Annotated in this window: 14 protein-coding genes and 1 pseudogene; 5 read left to right on the plus strand and 10 right to left on the minus strand. The window is 71.3% G+C overall.

Going from position 1 to position 17,422, the window contains the following annotated elements; translation table 11 throughout:
* The first annotated feature begins 14 nt into the window (after positions 1 to 14).
* Positions 15 to 821, plus strand: a complete 807-nt coding sequence (locus ACGFYQ_RS23135) for a Cof-type HAD-IIB family hydrolase (RefSeq protein ID WP_393746788.1) — start codon at positions 15 to 17, stop codon at positions 819 to 821.
* A 266-nt stretch (positions 822 to 1,087) separates the two neighbouring features.
* Here the strand turns inward: ACGFYQ_RS23135 and ACGFYQ_RS23140 are convergent, their stop codons facing one another.
* Together ACGFYQ_RS23140 and ACGFYQ_RS23145 are read right to left on the minus strand one after the other, a co-directional pair.
* Positions 1,088 to 3,091 carry a CocE/NonD family hydrolase gene (locus ACGFYQ_RS23140; protein WP_393746790.1) on the minus strand — a complete coding sequence of 668 codons (2,004 nt, stop codon included), beginning with the start codon at positions 3,089 to 3,091 and terminating at the stop codon, positions 1,088 to 1,090.
* A 56-nt stretch (positions 3,092 to 3,147) separates the two neighbouring features.
* Positions 3,148 to 3,447 (minus strand): annotated as a pseudogene (locus ACGFYQ_RS23145) (hypothetical protein); the annotation flags it as partial.
* A gap of 233 nt (positions 3,448 to 3,680) precedes the next feature.
* Here ACGFYQ_RS23145 and ACGFYQ_RS23150 point away from each other — a divergent pair.
* The 4 genes from ACGFYQ_RS23150 (at position 3,681) to ACGFYQ_RS23165 (ending at position 6,840) form a co-directional block, all read left to right on the plus strand.
* Complete coding sequence (locus ACGFYQ_RS23150; protein WP_393746792.1) at positions 3,681 to 4,691, plus strand: polyprenyl synthetase family protein; 1,011 nt, start codon at positions 3,681 to 3,683, stop codon at positions 4,689 to 4,691.
* A 216-nt stretch (positions 4,692 to 4,907) separates the two neighbouring features.
* Positions 4,908 to 6,116, plus strand: a complete 1,209-nt coding sequence (locus tag ACGFYQ_RS23155) for an outer membrane lipoprotein carrier protein LolA (RefSeq protein WP_393746794.1) — start codon at positions 4,908 to 4,910, stop codon at positions 6,114 to 6,116.
* 119 nt (positions 6,117 to 6,235) lie between these two features.
* A complete protein-coding gene (locus ACGFYQ_RS23160; RefSeq protein ID WP_251055898.1) occupies positions 6,236 to 6,439 on the plus strand; it encodes a ribbon-helix-helix domain-containing protein in 204 nt (67 codons plus the stop codon).
* Positions 6,436 to 6,840, plus strand: coding sequence for a hypothetical protein (locus ACGFYQ_RS23165; RefSeq protein ID WP_393746797.1), 405 nt, complete (start codon positions 6,436 to 6,438; stop codon positions 6,838 to 6,840). The genes ACGFYQ_RS23160 and ACGFYQ_RS23165 overlap by 4 nt, the downstream gene beginning before the upstream one ends.
* Here ACGFYQ_RS23165 and ACGFYQ_RS23170 read toward each other — a convergent pair.
* The 8 genes from ACGFYQ_RS23170 to ACGFYQ_RS23205 all read right to left on the minus strand — a co-directional run bounded on the left by ACGFYQ_RS23170 (position 6,830) and on the right by ACGFYQ_RS23205 (position 17,292).
* On the minus strand, positions 6,830 to 8,149 hold the full coding sequence (locus tag ACGFYQ_RS23170) for a M28 family metallopeptidase (protein WP_393746799.1): 1,320 nt from the start codon (positions 8,147 to 8,149) through the stop codon (positions 6,830 to 6,832). The two genes, ACGFYQ_RS23165 and ACGFYQ_RS23170, sit on opposite strands and share 11 nt — an antisense overlap.
* A gap of 213 nt (positions 8,150 to 8,362) precedes the next feature.
* Entirely contained in the window at positions 8,363 to 9,307 is a 945-nt protein-coding gene (rarD, locus tag ACGFYQ_RS23175) for an EamA family transporter RarD (RefSeq protein WP_393746801.1), read from the minus strand.
* Between the two features lie 115 nt (positions 9,308 to 9,422).
* Positions 9,423 to 10,277: an SDR family oxidoreductase gene (locus ACGFYQ_RS23180; RefSeq protein WP_393746803.1), complete on the minus strand. Its 855-nt coding sequence runs from the start codon at positions 10,275 to 10,277 to the stop codon at positions 9,423 to 9,425.
* Positions 10,278 to 10,464: 187 nt separating this feature from the next.
* On the minus strand, positions 10,465 to 11,532 hold the full coding sequence (locus ACGFYQ_RS23185; RefSeq protein WP_393746805.1) for a 2-oxoacid:ferredoxin oxidoreductase subunit beta: 1,068 nt from the start codon (positions 11,530 to 11,532) through the stop codon (positions 10,465 to 10,467).
* The gene (locus ACGFYQ_RS23190; RefSeq protein ID WP_393746807.1) at positions 11,525 to 13,468 is read right to left on the minus strand and encodes a 2-oxoacid:acceptor oxidoreductase subunit alpha; all 1,944 of its coding nucleotides are present in this window, start codon (positions 13,466 to 13,468) and stop codon (positions 11,525 to 11,527) included. The genes ACGFYQ_RS23185 and ACGFYQ_RS23190 overlap by 8 nt, the downstream gene beginning before the upstream one ends.
* A 145-nt stretch (positions 13,469 to 13,613) precedes the next feature.
* Entirely contained in the window at positions 13,614 to 14,273 is a 660-nt protein-coding gene (locus ACGFYQ_RS23195; protein WP_030026962.1) for a response regulator transcription factor, read from the minus strand.
* A 189-nt stretch (positions 14,274 to 14,462) separates the two neighbouring features.
* The gene (locus ACGFYQ_RS23200; protein ID WP_393746809.1) at positions 14,463 to 15,764 is read right to left on the minus strand and encodes a sensor histidine kinase; all 1,302 of its coding nucleotides are present in this window, start codon (positions 15,762 to 15,764) and stop codon (positions 14,463 to 14,465) included.
* A gap of 358 nt (positions 15,765 to 16,122) precedes the next feature.
* Positions 16,123 to 17,292: a sensor histidine kinase gene (locus ACGFYQ_RS23205; RefSeq protein ID WP_393746811.1), complete on the minus strand. Its 1,170-nt coding sequence runs from the start codon at positions 17,290 to 17,292 to the stop codon at positions 16,123 to 16,125.
* Positions 17,293 to 17,422 lie beyond the last annotated feature (130 nt).

Consider the following 17,422-nt stretch of genomic DNA (forward strand, 5'->3'; position numbering starts at 1 on the left):
GTATCCTTGGCGCCGTGACTTCCGCCCTCCCCTATGCCTTGATCGCCACCGACCTGGACGGGACTCTGCTGCGTGCCGGGGACGCCGTCTCCGCCCGTTCGTGCGCGGCGCTCGCGACGGCCCGCGCGGCGGGCGCCCAGCACATCATCGTCACCGGCCGCCCGGTTCCGCAGGTACGGCACGTCCTGGACGGCCTCGGCTACACGGGGCTCGCGGTGTGCGGGCAGGGCGCGCAGGTGTACGACGCGGCGCGCGGGCGCCTGCTGCACTCCGTCTGCATGGACCGGGGGCTGGCCGAGGTGGCCCTCGGCAAGATCGAGGCGGAGATCGGCGAGGTCTACGCGGCGGTCAACCAGGAGGGGGTGGACGCGGAGATGCTGATAGGGCCGGGCTACCGGATGTGGCACCCGCACCTGCCGACGGTACGGGTGCCGCGGCGCTGCGACCTCTGGCCGGCCCCGATCAACAAGGTGCTGCTCCAGCATCCCCTGCTGGACGACGACGAGCTGACGCGGGTGGCGCGGTCGGTGGTCGGCGACCTGGTGAACGTCACCATGGCGGGGGAGCACACGGTGGAACTCCAGCCGCCGGGCATCGACAAGGCCAGTGGGCTCGCGCGGGCGGCGGAGGTCCTGGGGCTGCCGGCGTCGGCGACGATCGCCTTTGGGGACATGCCGAACGATGTCCCGATGTTCGCGTGGTCCGCCCACGGGGTGGCCATGGCCAACGCCCACCGCGAGCTGGTCGCCGTCGCGGACGAGATCACGCTGTCCAACGAGGACGACGGCATCGCGGTGGTGCTTGAGCGGTTGTTCGCGTAGCGGACGGGTTGCCGCTGCGCGGGGCATTCCCCACCCCGCCCCTTCTCCCCCAGCTACCGCTGGGAGGTGCCCCCAGAAACCGGGCTCTGCCCGGACCCGCGCCTCAAACTCCCCCAGCTACCGCTGGGAGGGGCCCCCAGGCGGGGCTGAAATTGCCCTGCGGGCAATCCAGCCCCGGGCTGGCAGGCCGCATCGGCCAAACCGGCCCCGCCGGAGTTTGAGGCGCGGGGTCCGGGGCGGAGCCCCGGGGCCGGCCGCCAGGGCGGTCAACCAGCGGCACGCGGAAGCCGGCGTTCCCACGTCCGGTGGAAGACCACCTCGTCCCCCTCCCGGCACACCACCTCGTTCGACGTCAGGAACCCGCCCTCGTCGCAACGGATCTCCGACCGGGTCTCCACCCGCGCGTCCCAGCCCCGTTCCGGCCGATGGAGCCGGATCCGCCAGTCCGACCGCGTCCGGGCGGACAGCGGGTCCGCGTCCTGGATCTCGTACACCTCCAGCGCGTCCTCGTTGAACGCCAGGCCGTCCGGGTACACCCGGGTCCCCCCGTACCGCGGGTCCACCTCCAGCCGCCAGGTCCCGCGCGCGACGTCCCGTACGACCAGCCGCTCCGGCCGCGGCTCGTCCAGCGTGGCCGGGTACACGACCCCCAGCGGCTCCGCCTGCTCCGGCGCCTCGAAGACGATCCCCTCCCCGCCGGGCGACGCGGCCCGCACCGGGAGGGTCAGCGCGCTGCCCGCCGGGTCCAGGGTCCAGCCCGCCTCGGAGCCGGCCCGCGGCCAGATCCACGGCCAGTACGCCGAGGACACCGCGAGGCGGATGCGGTGTCCCGGCGGGAAGGCATGGCCGATGCCGTTCAGCTCGAAGGTGACGTCCTCGTACGCGCCCACAGGCCACGGCACGGCCCGCTCCCGGCCCCGGCGGGCGGAGAGGTTCAGCACGCCCCGCGTGATCAGCGTCGAGGAGCCGTCCGGCGCCACGTCGCACAGCCGGGCCACGACCTGTCCGTACGGCACGTCCAGGCGCAGCCGCAGGGTCACCGAGGGCCGTCCCAGGATCTCCACCGGCTCCCCGGCCGCCACCGGGAACTCGAAGCAGGCCGACTTCGCGTCCTCCTCCCGCTGGTCCGGCGGCAGGTCGGCGTCGTTGCCGAACGGGAAGAACCGGCCCGCGTCCATCCCGGTGTGCTGAGGGGAGGCGACGGCCACCGGCGCGCCCTGGAATCCGTACGCGACCGGGATGACCGACGCCGAGGGCCAGGACTTCTCCCCGACCCAGCGGCCCGGGAGTTCGTCGTACACCGTCGCCGGCGGGTGGGAGTCGCTGATCCAGGCGCGGAGCAGCGGCTCGTCCATCACGTCGTTGTCCTCGCCCTTCAGCCAGTGGTCCCACCAGCGCAGGGTCTCCTGGAGGAAGCCGATCGCCGGGCCGGGCGGCAGCCCGCGGTCCGGGTACTGGTGGGACCACGGGCCGATCAGGCCCCGGACCCGGGACGAGGGCAGGGCGGAGACCAGGCGCAGGACCGTGTCCCGGTAGGGGTCGTGCCAGCCGCCGACGGCGAGGACCGCCGCGCCGATCGCCGAGTAGTCCTCGCAGACGCTGCCGTGGCGCCAGTAGCCGTCGCGGGTCTGGTGCGAGAGCCAGGTGTGGATGAGCGGTTCGACGCCCTCCAGGCGGTCCAGCCACTGCTCCCGCCAGCCGTCGCCCACGAACTCCGGGTCCGGCGGGCGGGAGGCGAAGGCCAGCATGGCGGCCGCCCACGCGTGCATGTCCACGGCCAGCACCGAGCCGCCCGCGTAGTGCACGTCGTTGTCGTAGCGGTCGTCGGTCGAGCAGACGGTGACGACCGCTTTGAGGGCCTCGGGCGCGAGCGCCGCGATCTGCAGGCCGTTGAAGCCGCCCCAGGAGATGCCGAACATCCCCACCGCCCCCGTGCACCACGGCTGCCCCGCCAGCCACTCCACCACCGCGACCCCGTCGGCGAGCTCGCGGGCGTCGTACTCGTCGCCGGGGCGGCCGCCGCTGCACCCGTGGCCGCGTACGTCCACGCGCACCGAGGCGTAGCCGTGCCCCGCGTACCAGGGGTGGCGCTGCCAGTCGCGCGGCGCGGTCCAGTCGGTGAGCCGGTACGGCAGGTACTCCAGCAGCGCCGGTACGGGCTCCTCCGTGACCGGGCGCCAGACGCGGGCGTACAGCTCGACGCCGTCGGGCATCGGGATCCGGACATCCTCGCGGGTGGTCTCGTACGGGAAGTCGGTACGGATGATCATGCGCGAACCACCTTAGTGAACCGGGTGCGTGGCGCGCCGCAGCCAGGGCGCCGGCGCGAGCCGCCGACGGTCCTCCGCACGGCCGAGCGCATAGCGGCGGGCCCGGGGGCGTACTCGGCCGAGTGTTTGCGCCCGGCCGGATGGCGGCGGCCCAGGACGTACCGGACCAGGCCGGAGGTCATCCCGACGGCGGCGGCGGAGAAGCCCCACGGCCCGGTACGAACCGAGGGTGCGGTCGGCGAGCCATCCGCCCGCGACGGAGACGGGGTAGACCATGGTCCCGTACGCCGCCGAGACGGAGGCCGCGGTGCCCGGGTCCATCCCCCGGTCGCCGTCGGCCCCGTGTCCGCGAAGTATGGGTTCCGCGGGTTCCTCTATATCGGTCACAGTTCTGGACAAAACGTATGCTCCGGTTGATTCGGCTCCTCACGAACATACCGGTGCGCTTCGGGCGGTGCGCGGGTGGCGACCGGACAGGCGCTCTCGGTGATCGAAAACAGACCCGATACGCTGGCTTGAGTGATGGCAGCGACACATCGACAATCCAGGTGATCGTCAACGTGATCGTCAGCAGACAGGAGTACCCCTCGTGACCGTCGTCGGGCCGTTCGGACTGAGCGTGCGGGACCAGGCTCTTGAGACCGATGTCCAGGCCGGACTGGCCGCCGTCGAGGCGGGTCTGCTGGAGGCCACCAAGAGCGAAGTCCCCTTCATCACCGAGGCCGCACAGCATCTGGTGCGGGCCGGAGGCAAGCGCTTCCGTCCGCTGCTGGTGATGCTCGCCTCCCGTTTCGGCGATCCGTACGCGCCCGGAATCGTGCCCTCCGCCGTCGTGGTGGAGCTCACCCACCTGGCGACCCTCTACCACGACGACGTCATGGACGAGGCGGACGTACGCCGCGGGGTGGAGAGCGCCAACGCCCGCTGGGGCAACTCCGTGGCCGTCCTGACGGGTGACTTCCTGTTCGCCCGCGCCTCGCACATCCTGGCCGACCTCGGGCCGGAGGCCGTCCGCATCCAGGCCGAGGCCTTCGAGCGGCTGGTGACGGGCCAGATCCTGGAGACGGCCGGCCCGCGCGACGGCCGCGACCCCGTCGCCCACTACCTCGACGTCATCGCCGGCAAAACCGGCTCGCTGATCGCCGTCTCCGGCCGCTTCGGCGCGCTGATGTCCGGCGCCGACGAGTCCGTCGTCGACATCCTGACCCAGTACGGCGAGCGGCTCGGCACCGCCTTCCAGCTCGCCGACGACGTCCTGGACATCGCCTCCGACGCGCACGAGTCCGGCAAGACCCCGGGCACCGACCTGCGCGAGGGCATCCCGACCCTGCCCGTACTGCGGCTGCGCGAGATGGCCGCCCGGAGCGGCGCCGCGGACGACCTGGAGCTCGTGGCGCTCCTGGACGGGGACCTGACGGACGACGCCCGCCACGCCGAGGTGCTCACCCGGCTCCGCGCGCACCCCGCGCTGGAGCAGGCCCGCCGCGACACCATCCGCTACGCCGAGGACGCGCGGGCCACGCTGGCGCCGCTGCCGGAGTGCTCCGCGAAGTCGGCGCTGGAGGAACTGTGCGACGCGGTGGTGCACCGGGCGGGATAGCAACCGCGGAACGGGCCCTTCCGTCCGGCCGACCCCTACGGGTCGGAGGAGGAAGGGCCTTTCCGTGTCATCCCACGGGCGTACGCACAGTTGCGTCCGGGGGCTGACGCCCGCGCGGCGCCGATTTGGTCAGATGGAGTCATCAACCCCACCAGATCGGGTGAGCGCGGCGACACGGGGGTCGCCGCCGTCGACACAGAGGGCAGGGCACTCAAAATGGCAGCGAACACGAAGACTTCTCGCAAGGTCGCCCGGTACGCCGTACCGGTCGCGGTGGCGGGTGTGGCCGCGGCGACCGTCGCGATGGTCCCGGCCTTCGCCAACGCCGGCGGACCCGACCTGCCGAAGGTGACGGCGCAGCAGCTCATCGAGAAGATCGCCGCGTCGGACGTACAGGAGCTGTCCGGCACCGCCCGGATCACCACCGACCTGGGCCTGCCGAAGATCGCGAGCGGTCTGCTCGGCGGCGGCGGCATCGCGGGAGGCTCCGCCGCTCCGGAGGACAAGGTCGCGCAGCTGGCGAACGGGACGCACACCTTCCGCGTCGCGGCCGACGGCCCGGACCGCCAGAAGCTGACCTTCCTGGACGGCAAGGACGAGTACAGCCTCATCCACAACGGCAACGACGTGTGGGGCTACGACTCCAAGTCGAACGAGGTCTTCCACGAGAAGAACGCGGGCGACGCCGCCGACCACGGGAAGGCGGGCGACCGGCTCGCGGCCTCGCCCCAGCAGCTGGCCCAGGACGTCCTGAAGGCCGCCGGCCCGACCACGGACATCGGCGTCGGCGACACGGCGCAGGTGGCCGGGCGGGACGCCTACCAGCTGGTGCTCAAGCCCAAGCAGGGCGGATCCACGGTCGGCGCGATCCAGATAGCGGTCGACGCCAAGAACGGCGTGCCGCTGCGCGTGCAGCTGCTCTCCTCCCAGGGCGGCAAGCCGATCGTGGACGCCGGCTTCACCAAGGTGGACTTCGCCAAGCCGTCCGCCGACACCTTCGCCTTCACCGCGCCCAAGGGTGCCAAGGTGACCGAGGGCTCGGACGAGGCGGGCAAGGGCAAGGCCCCGGAAGACAAGCACTGGAAGGCCCTGGAGTCCTTCCCGGGCCTGGACGCCCTGACCGGCGGTGCGAACGGCAAGGGTGATGTGAAGGTGCTCGGCGAGGGCTGGGCCACCGTCGCGCAGATCGACACCGGGGCGGGCAAGGGCCTCACGGACCTGGAGAAGTCCGCGAAGGACAAGAACGCGCCCAAGGAGGCCAAGCAGTTCATGGACTCCCTCGGGGACAAGGTCACCGGCACGTTCGGCGAGGGCCGGATCTTCTCCACCCGCGTGGTCAACGCCCTGATCACGGACGACGGCAAGGTCTACGTCGGCGCGGTCACCAAGGACCAGCTGGTGAAGACGGCGAACGCCGCCAAGTAGCCACGAGGCAGCCGCGAAGCAGCAGCCGACGGCGGAAGGGTGGCCCGGGACCTGTGTCCCGGGCCACCCTTCCGCCGTTCCCCTCCTGCGTACAGCAGCCCCGCTGTACGGTGGTGTGCATGTCGAGACACGTCACCATCCGCCTGGACGAAGAGTTCCATGAACGCCTGAAGGCGCGCGCGGCGGCGCTGGGGACGACGGTCACCGCGCTGATCACCGAGGTCACGGAACGCGAACTCGACGACGACCGGAAGAACTTCCTCTCCGGCATAGAGGAGTTCGCCGACCACTGGGGCTACTTCCAGGAGCGGTTCGGCAATTGAAGATCACCATGGAGTGGGCCTGGACCGCTCTGGCCCACCATCTCCCGTCCGATCCCGCCGTCTGGGACCCCTCCGGGGTGGCCGCCGCGGTCGCCCGGCACCAGAACGACCTCGTACTGGTGCCCGAACAGCCCGCCCCGGACACCGCGTGGCGGGCCGCCGCGTTTCTGCACACCCTCGCCGTGTGCCCGGCGCTGGAATCGCCGATGAACGAGTTCTACGCGGCCGCCGCGACCCGCTCGTACCTGCGCGTGGCCGGGGCCAAGCAGCTGCCCTCGCCGGAGGAGCTCGGAGATCTGGTCGAGGCGGCGAAGCTGGGCCGCGCGGACATCTCGGCGGTCGCCGAAGAGCTGCGGGCCCGTATCCAGGACCCGCAGCCCGACGCGACACTCAGAAAGTGATCTTCCAGCTGTTGATGTAGCCGACGTCCTGCCCGGCCACGTCCTTGACCTGGAGCTTCCAGACCCCGTTGGCGACCTCGCTGGACGCGTTGACCGTGTACGACGCGATGACGTTGTCGGCCGAGTCCGAGCTGGAGGAGTTCTTCAGCCGGTACGCCGTGCCGTCGGGCGCGAGCAGGTCGATCACCAGGTCACCGCGGTAGGTGTGGACGATGTTCACGTCGACCTTGGTGGTGGCGGGCGCGTTGCCCGTGACGCCGGAGACCGTGATCGGCGAGGTCACCGCGGCGGCGGGGGAGTCAGGGACGGACACGTCCGCCGTGTTCTCGAAGGACGGGCCCGGCGGGACCGGGGTGGCCGCCCCGAGGTTCCAGACCGCGTAGGCGACGGCGTCGGAGTTGCGGTCCAGGGCGGTGTCGTTGATGTTCGCCAGGGAGTCGCACGAGGAGTGGTAGCAGCGGTCGAAGGCCTGACCGGAGGTGCCGCCCCACTTCTGCGCCTGGGCCGCCGTCTTGGTGTAGTCGGCGCCGGAGAACAGGCCGCCGACCGGGATGCCCGCGTTCTTGAAGGGGGCGTGGTCGGAGCGGCCGTCGCCCTCGGTCTCGATCTCGGTCGGGACGCCGAGGCCGGCGTAGTAGTTCTTGAAGGTCTGCTCGATGGTCGGGTCGTCGTCGTAGACGAAGTAGCCCGGGTTCGGCGAGCCGATCATGTCGAAGTTCAGGTAGCCGGAGATCTTCGCCTTCTCGGCGGCCGGCAGGTTGTTGACGTAGTACTTCGAGCCGACCAGGCCCAGCTCCTCCGCGCCCCACCAGCCGAAACGCAGGTGCTTCGTCGGCTGCAGGCCCGCACGGGAGACGGCGAGCGCGGTCTCCAGGACGGCCGCGGAACCGGAGCCGTTGTCGTTGATGCCGGCGCCCGCGGACACCGAGTCCAGGTGCGAGCCGGACATCAGGACCGAGTTCGGGTCGCCGCCCGGCCAGTCGGCGATCAGGTTGTAGCCCGTGGCGCCGCTGGAGGTGAAGGTCTGCAGGGTGGTGGTGAAGCCCGCGGCGTCGAGCTTGGCCTTCACGTAGTCGATCGAGGCCTTGTAGCCGGTCCTGCCGTGCGCGCGGTTTCCGCCGTTGTTGGCGGCGATGGTGGAGAGCTGCGACAGGTGGGCCTTGACGTTGGCCAGCGGGATGTCGGGCGGTGTCGGGGCCGCGGCGACCGCCGTGGGGGCGGCGAGCGCGGCGGGAGTGGTGGCGGCGAACAGGCCGGCGACCGCGAAAGCGGTCACGGCGGCAAGGCGCCGGGAGACGGACAGGCTCATGTGGGGGCTCCGGGGATTCCGCGGGGATTTGACGGAACGGGCGGTATAGAGCAGGTGAGCGATAGTGCGTCTGTGCGAGCCTGATGTTCAGCGAGAGTATGACTGTCCGTCAAGACCACAATTCGGTCAGGGGAGTTCGGAAAACGGACGATCCCCGGTACGGGGGTTCCGTACCGGGGATCGTGGGGCGCGCGTGCGCGCTGTTGCGGAGTCCTACGCGGGCTCGCGCGCCGGTGCCACGGCGGCGGCGGGCGCCATCGCGAGCGCCGCCCGGGAGCGCCGCGACGTACGCAGCGCGTCCCAGGTCAGGACGGCCAGCGCGGCCCACACCAGGGAGAATCCGGCCCAGCGCTCGGGCGGCATCGCCTCGTGGAAGTAGAGGACGCCGAGCCCGAACTGGAAGACCGGGGCCATGTACTGGAGGAGTCCGAGGGTGGACAGCGGGACCCGGATCGCCGCGGCGCCGAAGAACACCAGCGGGATCGCGGTGACCAGCCCGGTCGCGGCCAGCAGGAGCGAGTGGCCGACGCCGTGCGAGGCGAAGCTGGACTGGCCCTGCGCGCCCAGCCACAGCAGGTAGCCGAGGGCGGGCAGGAACAGCACGGCCGTCTCGGCGGTCAGCGACTCCAGGCCGCCCATGTTGAGCTTCTTCTTGATCAGCCCGTACGTCGCGAAGGAGAAGGCCAGGATCAGCGAGATCCACGGCGGCCGCCCGTAGCCGATGGCGAGCACCAGCACGGCGACGAAGCTGATGCCGACCGCCGCCCACTGGGCGCGGCGCAGCCGCTCACCCAGCACCAGCACGCCGATCGCGATGCTGACCAGGGGGTTGATGAAGTAGCCGAGGCTCGCCTCGACGACCTGGCCGTTGTTGACGGCCCAGATGTACAGGCCCCAGTTCACGCTGATCACCGAGGCGGCCAGCGTGGTCAGGCCGAGCTTGCGGGGCTGGCGGAGCAGCTCCCGTACCCAGCCCCAGCGGCGCAGCGCGAGCAGGGCCACCCCGACCACGGCCAGGGACCACACCATGCGGTGGGCGAGGATCTCGACGGCCCCGGAAGGCTTGAGGAGCGGCCAGAAGAGGGGGACCAGCCCCCACATCCCGTATGCGCCGAATCCGTAGAGCAAACCCGTGCGCTGCTCGTTCTCCGCCTTCACGGGGCCTCCTGTACGACTTCAAGCCAACCTGACGACGGTATCGCCCGCAGGGGGCGGATGTCATGCCCGTTTCCGGGAGATACTCATGACACTCGCGGGGGCTTGCGTGGCGGGGTCAGGCCAGCGCGGCCGCGATGGCCTCGGATACCGGGGTCGTCGGGCGCCCGATCAGGCGTGCCAGGTCCCCGCTGGTCCCCGCCAGTCGGCCGCGCGCGATCGCCGCGTCCACGTCGACGATGATCGCGGCGAAGCCCTCGGGGACCCCGGCGCCGGTCAGGACCGACAGGTGCTCGGCCGCCGGCACGTCGGCGTACGCGATCTCCTTGCCGGTCTGCGCCGACAGCTCGGCGGTGTACTCCGCCAGGCTCCACGCGGTGTCGCCCGAGAGCTCGTAGACCCGGTTCAGGTGGCCCTCGCCGGTGAGCACCACGGCCGCGGCGGCCGCGTAGTCGGCCCGCGCCGCCGAGGCGACGCGGCCCTCGCCCGCGCTGGCCACGACCGCGCCGTGCTCCAGGTGGGTGGCCAGGTCGCGGGTGTAGTTCTCGTGGTACCAGCCGTTGCGCAGGAAGGTGTACGGGATCCCGGAGTCGAGGACGGCCTGCTCGGTGGCCCGGTGCTCGGCGGCCAGCTCGAAGTCGGCCTCGGGGCCGCCCAGGACGCCGGTGTAGGCGAGCTGCGCCACGCCCGCGGCCCGCGCGGCCTCCAGAACGGCGGTGTGCTGCGCGACGCGGCGGCCGATCTCGTTGCCGGAGATCAGCAGGACCCGGTCGCCTGCCCGGAAGGCGGCGGCCAGGGCGGCCGGGTCGTCGTAGTCGGCCACGCGTACGTCGACCCCGTGCTCGGCCAGGTCGGCGGCCTTCTTCTCGTCGCGGACCACGACGGCGACGCGGTCGGCGTCCACTCGGGACAGCAGCTCCTCGATGACGAGACGGCCGAGGGCTCCGGTGGCTCCGGTGACGACGATGCTCATGATTGCTCCCCATTCGGTGGCGCGTGGCGCGGTGACGCTCTGCGATAACGCCACCCTATGGTAAGCGCTAACTTTTAGAAAGTGTTCCGCCTTGCGGGGAGGAGACTGCGCGGACATGCCGAAGCCCGGATCTCCTGGGAGATCCGGGCTTCGCTCCGGGCGGGAGGGCGGCGTGGCGTCGCGCAGGTCAGCCGACGACCGTCCAGGTGTCGTTGCCGCTCAGCAGGGTCGCGAGGTCGCCCTTGCCGTTGCGGTCGATGGCCGTGTCGAGCTGCTCGGACATGAGCGTGTCGTAGACGGGCCGCTCGGCGTCGCGGAAGACACCGATGGGCGTGTGGTGGAGGGTGTCGGGGTCGGCGAGGCGGGAGAGCGCGAACGCCGCCGTCGGGCTGGTGCCGTGCGCATCGTGGACCAGGATCCGCGACTCGTTCTCCGGGGTGACCGCGACGACCTGGAGGTCGCCGGTGGCGGGGTCCCGGACGACGCCCTTGTGCCCGTCGGTGCCGAAGCGGATCGGCTGCCCGTGCTCCAGCCGGATCACGGCCTCCTGCGCCTGGTCCTTGTCCTTCAGGACCTCGAAGGCCCCGTCGTTGAAGATGTTGCAGTTCTGGTAGATCTCCACCAGCGCCGTGCCCTGGTGGTCGGCGGCCGCGCGCAGCACCTCGGTGAGGTGCTTGCGGTCGGAGTCCACCGTCCGCGCCACGAACGAGGCCTCCGCGCCGATGGCCAGGGACACCGGGTTGAAGGGCGCGTCCAGGGAACCCATCGGGGTCGACTTGGTGATCTTGCCGACCTCGGAGGTGGGGGAGTACTGCCCCTTGGTCAGACCGTAGATCCGGTTGTTGAACAGCAGGATCTTGAGGTTGACGTTCCGCCGCAGGGCGTGGATGAGGTGGTTTCCGCCGATGGAGAGCGCGTCGCCGTCACCCGTGACGACCCAGACGGAGAGGTCGCGGCGGGAGGTGGCCAGGCCGGTGGCAATGGCCGGGGCACGGCCGTGGATCGAGTGCATCCCGTAGGTGTTCATGTAGTACGGGAAGCGGGAGGAACAGCCGATGCCCGAGACGAAGACGATGTTCTCCTTCGCCAGGCCGAGCTCGGGCATGAAGCCCTGGACGGCGGCGAGGACGGCGTAGTCGCCGCAGCCGGGGCACCAGCGGACCTCCTGGTCCGACTTGAAGTCCTTCGCCGACTGCACGGCCTCGGCCTTCGGCACCAGCGACAGCAGGGTGGGGGCGTCGGTCACCTCAGTCATTGATGGCCTCCTCGAGAACCTTCGCGAGCTGCTCCGCCTTGAACGGCATTCCGTTGACCTGGTTGTACGACTGCGCGTCGACCAGGTATTTCGCCCGGACCAGGGTGGCGAGCTGCCCGAGGTTCATCTCCGGCACCACTACCTTTTCGTAACGCTTCAGGACCTCTCCGAGATTCCCCGGGAAGGGGTTCACGTGGCGCAGATGAGCCTGCGCGATGGGGTGGCCGGCCGCGCGCAGACGGCGTACCGCGGCGGTGATGGGGCCGTACGTGGAGCCCCAGCCGATGACCAGGGTGCGCGCGCCGTCCGGGTCGTCGACGTCGAGGTCGGGGACCTGGATTCCGTCGATCTTGGCCTGGCGGGTGCGGACCATGAGGTCGTGGTTGGCGGGGTCGTAGGAGATGTTGCCGGTGCCGTCCTGCTTCTCGATCCCGCCGATGCGGTGTTCGAGGCCGGGGGTGCCGGGGACCGCCCACGGGCGGGCCAGGGTCTCCGGGTCGCGCTTGTAGGGCCAGAACACCTCGGTGCCGTCGGTGAGGGCGTGGTTGGGTCCGGTGGCGAACTTGACCTTGAGGTCGGGCAGGTCGGCGACGTCGGGGATCCTCCAGGGCTCGGATCCGTTGGCGAGGTAGCCGTCGGAGAGCAGGAAGACCGGGGTCCGGTAGGTGAGCGCGATCCGGGCCGCGTCGAGGGCCGCGTCGAAGCAGTCCGCGGGGGTGCGCGGCGCGACGATGGGGACGGGGGCCTCGCCGTTGCGCCCGTACATCGCCTGGAGCAGGTCGGCCTGCTCGGTCTTGGTGGGCAGCCCGGTGGAGGGCCCGCCGCGCTGGATGTCCACGATCAGCAGCGGCAGCTCCAGGGAGACGGCCAGGCCGATCGTCTCGGACTTCAGCGCCACACCGGGGCCGGAGGTGGTGGTCACGCCCAGGGCCCCGCCGAAGGCGGCTCCGAGGGCGGCGCCGATGCCGGCGATCTCGTCCTCGGCCTGGAAGGTCCGCACGCCGAAGTTCTTGTGCTTCGACAGCTCGTGCAGGATGTCCGAGGCCGGGGTGATCGGGTACGAGCCCAGGTAGAGCGGCAGATCGGCCTGCTGGGCGGCGGCGATCAGCCCGTACGACAGGGCCAGGTTCCCGGAGATGTTGCGGTAGGTGCCGGTCGGGAACGCCTGGCTCGCCGGGGCGACCTCGTAGGAGACCGCGAAGTCCTCCGTCGTCTCCCCGAAGTTCCAGCCCGCCCGGAAGGCGGCCACGTTCGCCTCCGCGATCTGCGGCTTCTTCGCGAACTTCTGCCGCAGGAAGTTCTCCGTACCCTCCGTCGGCCGGTGGTACATCCAGCTCAGCAGGCCCAGCGCGAACATGTTCTTGCTGCGCTCGGCCTCCTTGCGGGACAGCCCGAAATCCTTCAGCGCCTCGACGGTGAGGGTGGTCAGCGGGACGGGGTGGAGGCTGTAGGCGGCGAGGGAGCCGTCCTCCAGGGGAGAGGTCTGGTAGCCGACCTTGGCCATGGGGCGCTTGGTGAACTCATCGGTATTGATGATGATCTCCGCGCCGCGCGGCACGTCGCCGATGTTCGCCTTCAGGGCGGCGGGGTTCATCGCGACCAGCACGTTCGGGGCGTCACCGGGCGTGAGGATGTCGTGGTCCGCGAAATGCAGCTGGAAGGACGACACGCCGGGCAGGGTTCCGGCAGGGGCGCGGATCTCGGCGGGGAAGTTCGGGAGCGTGGACAGATCGTTGCCGAACGACGCCGTCTCCGAGGTGAACCGGTCACCGGTGAGCTGCATACCGTCACCGGAGTCACCCGCGAATCTGATGATCACACGATCGAGGCGGCGGACTTCCTTGCCGCCCGGACCCGCCGGGGTGCGCTGTCCACCGACAACCGCACCCCCGGCCCCGTCGGCCTGCTCGGCCGGGCTACTGACCTGGCTGGTCACTGAACTGGACCTCCTTCGAGGCGTGGGCACCCCCAGAACCAACCCTACGACGGTCGGCGCTCCGGGGGCGGCCACATTCTGGACCGTTGGACCGCCCATCGAGACGGCCCGACCGGTATGCCATATCTGACAGAGTGTCAGTCGATCAAGATTTCAGGTAGGTGAGAACGGCCAGTACACGCCGGTGATCCCCATCACTCGGCGACAGGCCCAGCTTCATGAAGATGTTGCTGACGTGCTTCTCCACCGCTCCGTCGCTCACGACCAGCTGCTTCGCCACGGCGGAGTTGGTGCGGCCTTCGGCCATCAGGCCGAGCACCTCGCGCTCACGCGGGGTCAGGCCCGCCAGCACGTCCTGCTTGCGGCTGCGGCCGAGCAGCTGGGCGACGACCTCGGGGTCCAGAGCGGTACCGCCCCGGGCCACCCGCACCACCGCGTCCAGGAACTCCCGCACCTCGGCCACCCGGTCCTTGAGCAGATACCCCACCCCGGTGCTGGAACCGGCCAGCAGCTCGGTGGCGTACTGCTCCTCCACGTACTGCGACAGCACGAGCACGCCTATCCCGGGGTGGTCGCGCCGCAGCCGGACGGCGGCCCGTACGCCTTCGTCGGTGTGCGTCGGCGGCATCCGTACGTCGGCCACCACCACATCCGGCAGCGCGTCCTCCGCCGCCAGCTCCGCCACCGTCTTGATCAGGGCTTCCGCGTCCCCGACGCCGGCCACGACGTCATGCCCCCGGTCGGTCAGCAGCCGGGTCAGGCCCTCACGCAGCAGCACCGAGTCCTCGGCGATGACCACCCGCACCCTGTCGTTCACGATTCAGCAGCTCCCGCGTCCACTCGTTCCCGCACTCCCTGGCACAGCCAAGCATCCCAGCCTCAAGGCTGGATCAAGGCAGGGCCGGACCAACGAGTGGGCGTACGGGGCGAGTTTTTCGAACACGCGAGGGGTGTCGACGGGTGTCGAGGGGTACCGGGAGGTCTTGAGGAGCGCCTACGGGCGCCACGGGAGCTCGGCGGTGACCGTGGTCCCGACCCCGACGGGGGAGTCGACGACCAGCACCCCTTCCACGGCGTCCAGCCGCTCGGCCAGCCCCGCCAGCCCCGTCCCGGCCCCGGCGCCCGCCCCGCCCCGGCCGTCGTCGGCGACCTGGATCAGCAGCCGCTCCCCGGACTTCCACACCTCCACGCTCGCGACCCGTGCCCGCGCGTGCTTGCTGATGTTCTGGAGCAGCTCCGAGACCGTGAAGTACGCGATCCCCTCGATCGACGCCGCGGGCCGGGCCGGGAGATCCACGGTCACCCGTACCGGAACGGCGCACCGCGAGGCCACCGACGACAGCGCCGCGTCCAGGCCCCGGTCGGTCAGCACCGCCGGGTGGATGCCGCGGGCCAGGTCGCGCAGCTCCTGGAGGGCGATCTTCACCTCTCCGTGGGCCTCGTCCACCATGCGGGCGGCGGCCCGCGGGTCCTCCGTGGCCTTCTCCCTGGCCAGCCCCAGATCCATCGCGAGGGCCACCAGCCGGGCCTGCGCCCCGTCGTGCAGATCCCGCTCGATGCGCCGCAGGTCGGCGGCGGCGGTGTCCACGACCACGCCCCGGTCGGACTCCAGCTCGCTCACGCGGCTGTCCAGCCGGGACGGCCCGAGCAGCCCGCCGACCACGACCCGGTCGACGGTGGTCAGGGCCCGGATCACCCAGGGGGTGGCGAGGGTGAAGGCCAGCCCGGCCAGGCAGGTGAGGGCGATCTCGGCGGGGGAGTCGAGGTAGAAGGAGTAGTCGCCGTTCTGGAAGAGCTGGAGCCCGGGCTGGTCGGTGTAGGCCGGGAAGACCCAGAACCAGAGCGGATACAGCAGGTAGGCCCACCCGGACGCCCAGAACACCAGCGCCACGCAGAAGCTGAACACCGCCCACGGGAAGTGGATCACGGAGTACAGCACGTGCCGCCAGGCGCTCCCGCTCTTGAGCAGCGCCCCCATCGCGGAGAGGGGGCCGCTCTTCTTCGCCCGGACCGGAGCCGGACCGGCGATGTCGGTCCCGAGCAGGGCGCGCACCCGGCCCCGCTCCAGTCGGCCGAACCCGCGGCACACGGCGAGCACACCGGCGAGGACCGGGACCCCGAGGAAGGTGACGAGCAGCCCGGCGCCGAGGCTCAGGCCGGTGACGGCGAGCGAGAAGTACAGGATGCTCAGCGGCAGCCCGACCAGCAGATACCCGAACTCGTGCCAGGTCCGCCGCTCGACGGGAGCCCGCAACACCGCCCCGATCCCACCGCCCGTACCCATCCCGTTGCCCATGATCCCGACCCGCCCTTCCCGTCTTCCCGTTACCCCTCCACCCTGTCGCCCCCATCCCACGGGAACCATGCGGCGAGTCGGCCTGTCGGATGGGGGGTTAACCCCACCCTTCCCCAGCCCCGCCGGCGTTTGAGGCGCGGGGTCCGGGGGCAGCGCCCCCGGCAACGGCGCCGCAGCCACAATCAGCCCCGCCGGCGTTTGAGGCGCGGGGTCTGGGGCGGAGGCCCGGGAAGCGGCGCCGCGCCCGGACACGCGACGGGACCCCCGCTCACCCCGGGAAGCGGCGCCGCGCCCGGACACGCGACGGGACCCCCGCCCACCCCGGACGGGAGTCCCGATCACGAACCAAAGGGCCCGGCTACGCGCGGTCGCGCCACGGCAGCTCCGCCGTCACCACCGTCCCCTCCCCCTCCGGAGAGTCCACGACGAAGACCCCGTCCACGGCGCCCAGCCGCTCCGCCAGCCCCGCCAGCCCGCTCCCGCCGGAGGCACCGGCCCCGCCCCGCCCGTCGTCCGTCACCCGGATCAGCAGCCGCGGCCCCGCCCGCCACACCTCCACGCTCGCGCCCAGCGCCCGCGCGTGCTTGCTCACGTTCTGCAGCAGCTCCGACACCACGAAGTACGCGATCCCCTCGATCGCCTCCGCCGGCCGCGCCGGCAGATCCACCGCCACCTTCACCGGCACCACGCACCGCGCCGCCACCGACGAGAGCGCCGCGTCCAGGCCCCGGTCGGTCAGCACCGCCGGATGGATCCCGCGCGCGAGGTCCCGTAGCTCCTGGAGCGCCAGCTTCACCTCCCCGTGGGCCTCGTCGACCATCGCCGCCGCGCCCTCCGGGTCCTCCAGCAGCTTCTCCTTCGCCAGGCCCAGCCCCATCGCGAGGGCCACCAGCCGGGCCTGCGCCCCGTCGTGCAGATCCCGCTCGATGCGCCGCAGGTCGGCGGCGGCGGTGTCCACGACCACGCCCCGGTCGGACTCCAGCTCCGCGATCCGCCGCTCCAGCCCGTCGGACGGCGACAGCAGCCCCCGTACCATCGCGCGGTCCGCGTTCGCCAGCATCCGCACCACGTACGGCAGCACCGGCCACAGCACGAACAGCCCGCTCAGCGCTACCGTGAAGGTGAGCAATCCCCACGGGAGCCGGACCAGCTGGTAAAGCACCGTCCGCCAGCCGACCGGGTCCTTGATGCTCGTCCACAGCCAGGGGAAGAACCCGCCGGCCCGCCGCGGGCCGGGAATCGGCGTCGGCTCGTCGACCCGCACGCCCAACAGTGCCCGGGCTCGTGCCCGGTCCAACCGTCCCAACTGCCGAGACAGATAGAGACCACATGCGAGCAGCGGAAGTCCGACCGCGGTCACGGACAGCACACCCGTGCCCGTCACCATGACAACTGCGTAAACAAATCCGACGATCGCCAGCGGCAAGTTGCTCACCAGATAGGCGATCTCCTTCCACGTCACGGCGCTGAAGACGGCGCGGACGGGCGGAGGCCGGTCGTTGTCGGGGATGTCCTGGCTCGTGGTCATGCGGCACAGCCTGCCAAGTGCCGTCCGCTGATGCCATGGGGTGGCCGGGGTGCTGTGAACGGGGGATAACCCCACCCCGTGTGAGGCAGGCCCTAGACTCCCGCGTGTAACAGATCGTCGACAGTGACCG

Source organism: Streptomyces sp. NPDC048258 (genome assembly GCF_043201995.1).
Classification (GTDB): Bacteria; Actinomycetota; Actinomycetes; order Streptomycetales; family Streptomycetaceae; genus Streptomyces.

What these genes read in the sequence shown, in the direction of transcription:
- ACGFYQ_RS23155 (WP_393746794.1), top strand. Translation starts at nt 4,908, where the DNA reads ATGGCAGCGAACACGAAGACTTCTCGCAAGGTCGCCCGGTACGCCGTA.
- ACGFYQ_RS23140 (WP_393746790.1), bottom strand. Translation starts at nt 3,091, where the DNA reads ATGATCATCCGTACCGACTTCCCGTACGAGACCACCCGCGAGGATGTC.
- ACGFYQ_RS23185 (WP_393746805.1), bottom strand. Translation starts at nt 11,532, where the DNA reads ATGACTGAGGTGACCGACGCCCCCACCCTGCTGTCGCTGGTGCCGAAG.
- ACGFYQ_RS23180 (WP_393746803.1), bottom strand. Translation starts at nt 10,277, where the DNA reads ATGAGCATCGTCGTCACCGGAGCCACCGGAGCCCTCGGCCGTCTCGTC.
- ACGFYQ_RS23170 (WP_393746799.1), bottom strand. Translation starts at nt 8,149, where the DNA reads ATGAGCCTGTCCGTCTCCCGGCGCCTTGCCGCCGTGACCGCTTTCGCG.
- ACGFYQ_RS23200 (WP_393746809.1), bottom strand. Translation starts at nt 15,764, where the DNA reads ATGGGCAACGGGATGGGTACGGGCGGTGGGATCGGGGCGGTGTTGCGG.
- ACGFYQ_RS23205 (WP_393746811.1), bottom strand. Translation starts at nt 17,292, where the DNA reads ATGACCACGAGCCAGGACATCCCCGACAACGACCGGCCTCCGCCCGTC.
- ACGFYQ_RS23160 (WP_251055898.1), top strand. Translation starts at nt 6,236, where the DNA reads ATGTCGAGACACGTCACCATCCGCCTGGACGAAGAGTTCCATGAACGC.